7 protein-coding genes and 1 pseudogene are annotated in these 6,559 nt (G+C 34.0%); 4 read left to right on the forward strand and 4 right to left on the reverse strand.

What is annotated here, in order from left to right; genetic code table 11:
* Window positions 1-228: 228 nt before the first annotated feature.
* Window positions 229-984, forward strand: coding sequence for an AAA family ATPase (locus HU235_RS22940; protein ID WP_174881715.1), 756 nt, complete (start codon window positions 229-231; stop codon window positions 982-984).
* A gap of 93 nt (window positions 985-1,077) precedes the next feature.
* On the opposite strand, the gene HU235_RS25345 is transcribed toward HU235_RS22940, so the two are convergent.
* The 4 genes from HU235_RS25345 to HU235_RS25220 form a co-directional block, all read right to left on the reverse strand.
* Entirely contained in the window at window positions 1,078-1,203 is a 126-nt protein-coding gene (locus tag HU235_RS25345; RefSeq protein WP_267905731.1) for a hypothetical protein, read from the reverse strand.
* Between the two features lie 27 nt (window positions 1,204-1,230).
* Window positions 1,231-2,112, reverse strand: coding sequence for a helix-turn-helix transcriptional regulator (locus HU235_RS22945; RefSeq protein WP_174881716.1), 882 nt, complete (start codon window positions 2,110-2,112; stop codon window positions 1,231-1,233).
* A gap of 153 nt (window positions 2,113-2,265) precedes the next feature.
* Entirely contained in the window at window positions 2,266-2,688 is a 423-nt protein-coding gene (locus HU235_RS25215; protein WP_233452393.1) for a hypothetical protein, read from the reverse strand.
* Window positions 2,689-2,754: 66 nt separating this feature from the next.
* Window positions 2,755-3,087 (reverse strand): hypothetical protein, encoded by a 333-nt coding sequence (locus HU235_RS25220; RefSeq protein ID WP_233452395.1) that lies wholly within the window; start codon window positions 3,085-3,087, stop codon window positions 2,755-2,757.
* A 274-nt stretch (window positions 3,088-3,361) separates the two neighbouring features.
* Between HU235_RS25220 and HU235_RS22955 the strand changes: the two genes are divergently transcribed.
* The 3 genes and pseudogenes from HU235_RS22955 to HU235_RS25225 all read left to right on the forward strand — a co-directional run.
* The gene (locus tag HU235_RS22955) at window positions 3,362-3,619 is read left to right on the forward strand and encodes a hypothetical protein (protein ID WP_174881717.1); all 258 of its coding nucleotides are present in this window, start codon (window positions 3,362-3,364) and stop codon (window positions 3,617-3,619) included.
* A 274-nt stretch (window positions 3,620-3,893) separates the two neighbouring features.
* A complete protein-coding gene (locus HU235_RS22960; protein ID WP_174881718.1) occupies window positions 3,894-4,541 on the forward strand; it encodes a hypothetical protein in 648 nt (215 codons plus the stop codon).
* A gap of 1,076 nt (window positions 4,542-5,617) precedes the next feature.
* Window positions 5,618-6,360, forward strand: a pseudogene (locus HU235_RS25225) (IS3 family transposase); the annotation flags it as partial.
* Window positions 6,361-6,559: the final 199 nt, after the last annotated feature.

Raw genomic sequence — 6,559 nt, forward strand, 5'->3', positions numbered from 1 at the left:
AATTTATAGTTATCTTCCATTATATTCTTATATTCGATTGTACTGTTCCATATATTCACCTGTTTTTTAGTGATAAAAACGGCTGCCCTAGATATTGTTACCATCAGCTTATTATAATGATTAAAAAGGAATCTTCCTATCAATTTTTTCGATTGTTTCATAAATCTACGATCATTATATGTTATCATTTGGTAATAAGAGGAAATGTCATATAACGGAGGAATTTCGATGGAGAATTCAAAGAGCCACTATTTAAGAAGGGTAAGACTTGAACGTGAACGAATTCGTTCTTTTAATACATATCCCTTTCATTTACCGAGCATTAAAACGTTGGATGAATTATCGCTTCATCCAAATGTAACCTATTTTGTCGGTGAAAATGGGATGGGAAAATCAACCTTATTAGAAGCAATTGCCATTGCTGCAGGGTTTAATCCAGAAGGAGGTTCATTTCATTTTAACTTTACGACCTATGACTCTCACTCTTCACTAGAACAGTATATTAAACTTGTAAAAGGAATCCAAAAGCCAAAGGATGGATTCTTCCTTCGTGCAGAAACCTTTTACAATGTCGCAACGCACATTGAAGAATTAGATCGTGAACCAGCACCAGGTGGGCGAATTATTGATTCATTCGGAGGAGTATCACTTCATGAGCAATCACACGGTGAGTCATTTTGGGCTACATTTATGAATCGCTTCCGGGGCAATGGCATTTATCTCTTAGATGAGCCTGAGGCTGCCTTATCACCTATAAGACAGCTATCGATGCTAGCACATATTCATGAATTAGTCGGTCAACAATCACAATTTATTATTGCCACCCATTCTCCGATCATTATGGCATATCCGAATTCGAAAATTATCGAATTTACAGACGAGGGTGCAAAGGAAACAACACTCGAAGAAACGAGCCACTATCATATTATGAAGCAATTTTTCGATGATAGAAATAGAATCCTCCACCATCTATTCAATGAATAACCAAATACAAATAATAACCAGCCTGTAGAAGTCCTATCCAAATTTGTTTCATACAATTACAGGCTGAATCCTATTTAAGGACTATGAATTACTTTAAGAAAATAATCCCTTGATAAAACTGACTATTGCATTTCCAACAAAAAACTTTGCAACAAAGGTGACCCCCATTATGAAGAGACCAAATACGATCGTTACCACTTGTTTTCTATCAGTAGACATTGTCTTACCCCCTAAACAATTTCATCTCTATTCCTCAAAAGATAAATTTGTCGGCTCATCTAGTAGGTAACCTGAAAAGTCTAAATTTGTAGTCGGAATCCGTTCATCAACTTCCTCAAACTTTAGCTCATCGATCCATACTTTCCCACTTCCTGAAAGCAATACGCCAAAGGCAATAACTGCACTATTTTCAGGTACATCTAAAACAATGCTGTAATGATTCCATTCATTATTACCTACAATCGGCCGATCCCCCATGTTATCAAATTGCAATACATCCCCTAGAGAATCATCAACCCGCATCCAAAATCCACAATATCCATTAACATCTTGTGATTTTAAAAAGCCTGATAATTTTAATCGTTTACCAACGAATTTCTCTGCTTTAAATTGCTGCATCATTGTGGCAAATTCATTATGAGATTCAACTGTAACTGATTTTAAAAATCCTGATGCCTTCCCTTTATGAAAGATTTCTCGATCAATTCCCATTTTATAATTAAATGGATGACTACCACTTAATTGCCAGCCTTTGATGAACTGTTCGTTTTTCAACATAACTTCCTCCCTTTGAATAGTTAATTTGCTCATAATTTTCCGATACTGTCCTGGTGGTAATTGATAATATTTTTTAAAGGACCGAGTAAATGATTCTTGAGATTCAAACCGATAATACAGAGCAATATCAATAATCTTTTCATCCGAATAAAGCAACAGATTGGCTGCATTTGCAATTCTTCGATAGCGAATATATTCAGATACAGTGACACCAACCTCTTTTTGAAAAATGCGGTGATAGTGAAACTTTGAAAATCCAGCATGCTGGGCAGTGCTCTCTAAGGATAGTTCTTCATGTAAATTTTTCTCAATATATTCAATTGTCTCTTGTATGATAGGACTGTAACTCATTTCCGAACCTCCTTACCATTAAGATAACAAAAGAAACAAGTCTTTTTTTGATTTATCTTGCTTTGTTTAAACCTCTTCAAAATCAATCTTTCAACATAAAAAAAGAGAGGGGTACTCTCCCTCTTTCCTTGATAAACCACAGTCTTCAAGCTCTTATACAAGTTCTCCACCATGCATGGAAAACAAGAAGAAATCCTCTTTATCTGTAATAAACCAGCCATCAAAATTAGAGCTTGCATGAAACACATCTAAAAATAGATTTCCAAATTGCACGATGAGAAGTGGACATTGTTCGAGCGCTTGAACACCTTCAATTTTTTTGCCAACTAATAGGTCTTTGATTGTCTTCCATTCTCTCTCGTTAGATTGAATATCTGTTTCTCCTAACAAGATTCCATCAGCATCACGAATTCTCCATGGGCATTCAATTTTAATTGATCCTTTTTCCAGCTCAATGAGAAAATCGGTCTTTGTATCAATTGCGATAACTCCTTGTCCAATTATACGTTCAAAGGAAATTTCACTCATTTTCAAATGCCATAGCTTACGTGCATGTGCAATAATCATTTCATTCAAATTATCACTTGTATAGCCATGAATATTATCCCCATACTGGAAATCATCAATTATATCGCTAATTTCCTACCACTTCTGCTGTTCCACAAATAACTCATTTTCAATGATGCATTCATAAATCTCTTTAACAATCGAAATAGCATGTTTATTCGGCTGTAGCAACTGTGAATGAAGCTGTTTCAAATGGTAGTCTAAGCATTGTTTTTTCGAAGGCGATTCTCTATGTATTGCCTTCATGGCAGCTGCAAACATCTCCTCGATTTCAAATAGATTGAGCTCCCGATTCATTCCCATACTAGCTAATTTATTAATCTCAAGTACATCCATATACAAATAAGCGATTGCCCAATCTACATAATCAGATGCCTGTACAGTATTTGTATATTTCTTATAATACAATTCTAATAATTCGATCTTGTTCCCCTCCTAATATTTAAATACTGACAGTTAGATTCAAAAAATTCATCCCTACATGTCGACAAACATTGAGACTCTTCATCAATGATCCTTATGGTGTGTTTGATATATAATAAATGTGAATCTTTTACAAAAGGTGTGATTTACCTTGAACCTTCTTACTAATTTTATCGCCATCATACTCAGCCTGTAATGGTTTAATCGTTCTTTGGGGACTTTTACAGGCTGAGCCTTATCCCAAGGAGTGTGATGGTAAATGAAACCACATCATAAAAATCGAGGTCGTGCCTATTATCGGCACCATAGAAAACGAGTCATTCATCGTAAAGTAAAAATCGCAAAACAAACTGGATGGCGCTCTCGTTTCCCTGGATATTTTGCGAAAGGGAAAGTACATTGTTCCTGCCAGATGTGTTCGCAAAAGACAAATGCAGATGGATTTCCACATTCACAACTGATTCAATTGGAACGATTGAATCGCCAATTATCCGATTATTTTAGTAAAGGGGAATAATTCCCATTATGAAGAGCTAGGTAGCTTCCTGCTCTTCTACAGGTTTATTTCGACTCATAAAAGCCAGATGACACTACTCTCCTCATCACTTTTCCTATCAACAGCGTCAACTTTACTACTTTATTAGAATATACACAGATTCTATTCTCTAAATCAACAAAATTCCAAATATAGTAAATTTCATATTTAAGTTTAGAGAAAAGTATAAGATAATAGAAAATAGAATACCATACCTCGCAAACAAAATATCCCTTAAAATAAGGAGACCTCTAACATGAGAAACAGATTCTTTAAAGGAGCTTTCATTCTAACGGGCTTTCTTCTCGTAGCTGCATGTAGCGATAAAGGCAAAGAAATCGAGACGAAACCAGTTGAACTCCCAATCATTAAAGGAAATGAAGTTGAAGTTGGAAATAAGCCGTTAATTGAAGCAAACTATCAGCATATTGTGATAAAAAATGTATCTTATAAGCTCATTCATGAGAAAGACTCAGCAATCATCCGAATTCTAGATACCGAGATTTTCGACATCAACACTCCAGATTTTTATAAAACAGCCGAATATTATGAGCAAATTGGAGACGATAAAACAGCCTCCTACTATAGACATCAGAAGGTTTATGAAAAAGCCGCAAAAAAATTTTCCAACATCGTAGAGGCGTTAGCTACCCTACCAGCAAAAACAAGCATTGAAATACAAGCCCACTTACACAATTTGGATGATCCTTCTGAAAAAATGAATGAAATAACAGAGGCAAGAGCAAAAAAATTGTTAGAAAGATTTTCTAATGAGGAGAAATTAAGCCACATTTCCTTTTCAGCAAAAAGCTTCGGGGATACTGCACCGGTTTATCCGAACAATGATGTTGAATTTAGAATAAATAATAGTCGGATTGATTTAGTTGTGACGCGGGAAAAATAGATATAATAAAATAAAAATATGTACAACTATAATTTATACTAGCAAAAATATATTTTGGAATTACATTGAAAAAAGGGGTTTAAGGAATATACTATTTTGATTGTTTAAAAAATCACATCATAAATTGGATTATGTAGTGGATCAATAGTTTTATTAAAGCATAGTACAATCAAATTCTTTTTTAAAGATTTTGATAAACATTTAAATAATCGAATTACTAAAAAAGGAAAAAAGCTAATGGTGTGTTTTAAAAGTGTACGCAATAGAATAGTGTATTTGATAATTCTACAATGGATTCTAGATCTATTTTTTCTGAGTAGAAAAGTAAATGTCTACTATAAAGAGACCAATCAAATATAGAACCGTATACCACACAAATCATTGAAAATCATTTGTGTGGTATACGGTTCTATACAGTAACAAAGGTGGGATATTCCCCACCTTTTATTATTTAAAGGAACAACACGACTGACCTGAAATATCATACAAATTCAACAGCAATTGAACCTCTACCTTAATGGTATCCGATATGATGTTTAATTGATAAAACACATAAACGTTGTCCTTTACTCCGTTTTAAAAAATGTAAACACAGTTAAAGAAAACAACTAATCATTGATTTACCCAGAAGTTTTAAGCGAGTAAACTTACAACTGAACCACTAAAGATATAGAAGACCGTAAATATAACTCAACCTTTGGTAAACTAGCTTCACTCATTCTCACTACATTACAACACTAACAACAAGTACTTATACAAAACCTCAACATGATTAATAACCTCTTCTTCAACATCGAAAATGGGAACTAGTATCAAACACACTAAAAATAGATTTTCCAAATTATACGATGTGAAGTGAGTGGAATTCTAACTTGAAAATCTTCAATTATATTACCAACTAATAAACTCTTTGGTTGATTCACATTCTCTCTGGTTAGATTGAATATCTATTTCTACACATTGCTCTTTAGAAGGTTCCAGTATTAGAAAGGCGTTTATCAAGAATGATGCTAGTATAGTTCCATGGACACAACTTAGTTAAGTGTTAAAATGTTACTAAGAAAGGTTGTGTCCATATGGGAAACAAAAATACAGGCAAAAAATATAACGAAGATTTTAAAAAGATGATCGTTGATCTTTATAACTCTGGTAGCTCAGCTAAAGGTTTAAGCAGTGAATATGGCGTTTCTGAAGTAACTATTTATGCATGGGTAAAGAAGTTTTCTCCAATACAAACGGAGGATGGCTCAACTGTGACAGCTGATGAAATTGCCAATATGAAAAAGCAAATGCTCCGTCTTCAGGAGGAAAATGAAATCTTAAAAAAGGCTATGGCCATATTTGCGAAAAAATAGAAACAGATGAGCTCATCGATGTAATTGTAGCTCTTCAAGACCAACATGCTACAAAAACTCTGTGTAGTGTACTTGGTATACCTAAAAGCACTTTTTATCAATCGTTTAAAAAAACAGAATCTAATCGTGAATCTGAAAACAAGCAACTAACAAAAAGAATCAAGGAGATCCATGAAGAAAGCAAAATGCGTTATGGTGCCCCAAAAATTCACAAGATCCTGCAAAAAGGTGGATTTAAAGTGAGTTTAAAACGTTTTCAACGACTAATGAAGGCTGCTGGTCTCTTTTCCATTGTGAGGAAGAAGTTTCGTCCTCAGTCAAGTAAAGTGAAAGTAATTGATCGTGATAACCTATTAAATCAAGACTTTACTACTACTACAATTAATGAGAAATGGGTCGCTGACATTACTTATATCAATACGTTAAGAGACGGTTGGTGTTATCTAGCTTCCGTTATGGAAGTGATGCCCACAGAGGCACCGTGTCAAACACTGGCATAAAACAAACTTCTTTCATCAATATAATTTTAATAACACTAGAACTTAACTTTTTTGTGTCCAAAATATTGACTCAAATCCAAGAACAGTTAATTTCAATACTATAAAGATACCTTTAATTATTCAAATTCTTTACCTTTCTTTAATAAATCAATCATACCCATAT

The sequence above is a fragment of the Metabacillus niabensis genome (assembly GCF_902829255.1).
Taxonomy (GTDB): domain Bacteria; phylum Bacillota; class Bacilli; order Bacillales; family Bacillaceae; genus Metabacillus; species Metabacillus niabensis.

What these genes read in the sequence shown, in the direction of transcription:
- HU235_RS22940 (WP_174881715.1), top strand. Translation starts at nt 229, where the DNA reads ATGGAGAATTCAAAGAGCCACTATTTAAGAAGGGTAAGACTTGAACGT.
- HU235_RS25345 (WP_267905731.1), bottom strand. Translation starts at nt 1,203, where the DNA reads ATGTCTACTGATAGAAAACAAGTGGTAACGATCGTATTTGGTCTCTTC.
- HU235_RS22945 (WP_174881716.1), bottom strand. Translation starts at nt 2,112, where the DNA reads ATGAGTTACAGTCCTATCATACAAGAGACAATTGAATATATTGAGAAA.
- HU235_RS22955 (WP_174881717.1), top strand. Translation starts at nt 3,362, where the DNA reads ATGAAACCACATCATAAAAATCGAGGTCGTGCCTATTATCGGCACCAT.
- HU235_RS22960 (WP_174881718.1), top strand. Translation starts at nt 3,894, where the DNA reads ATGAGAAACAGATTCTTTAAAGGAGCTTTCATTCTAACGGGCTTTCTT.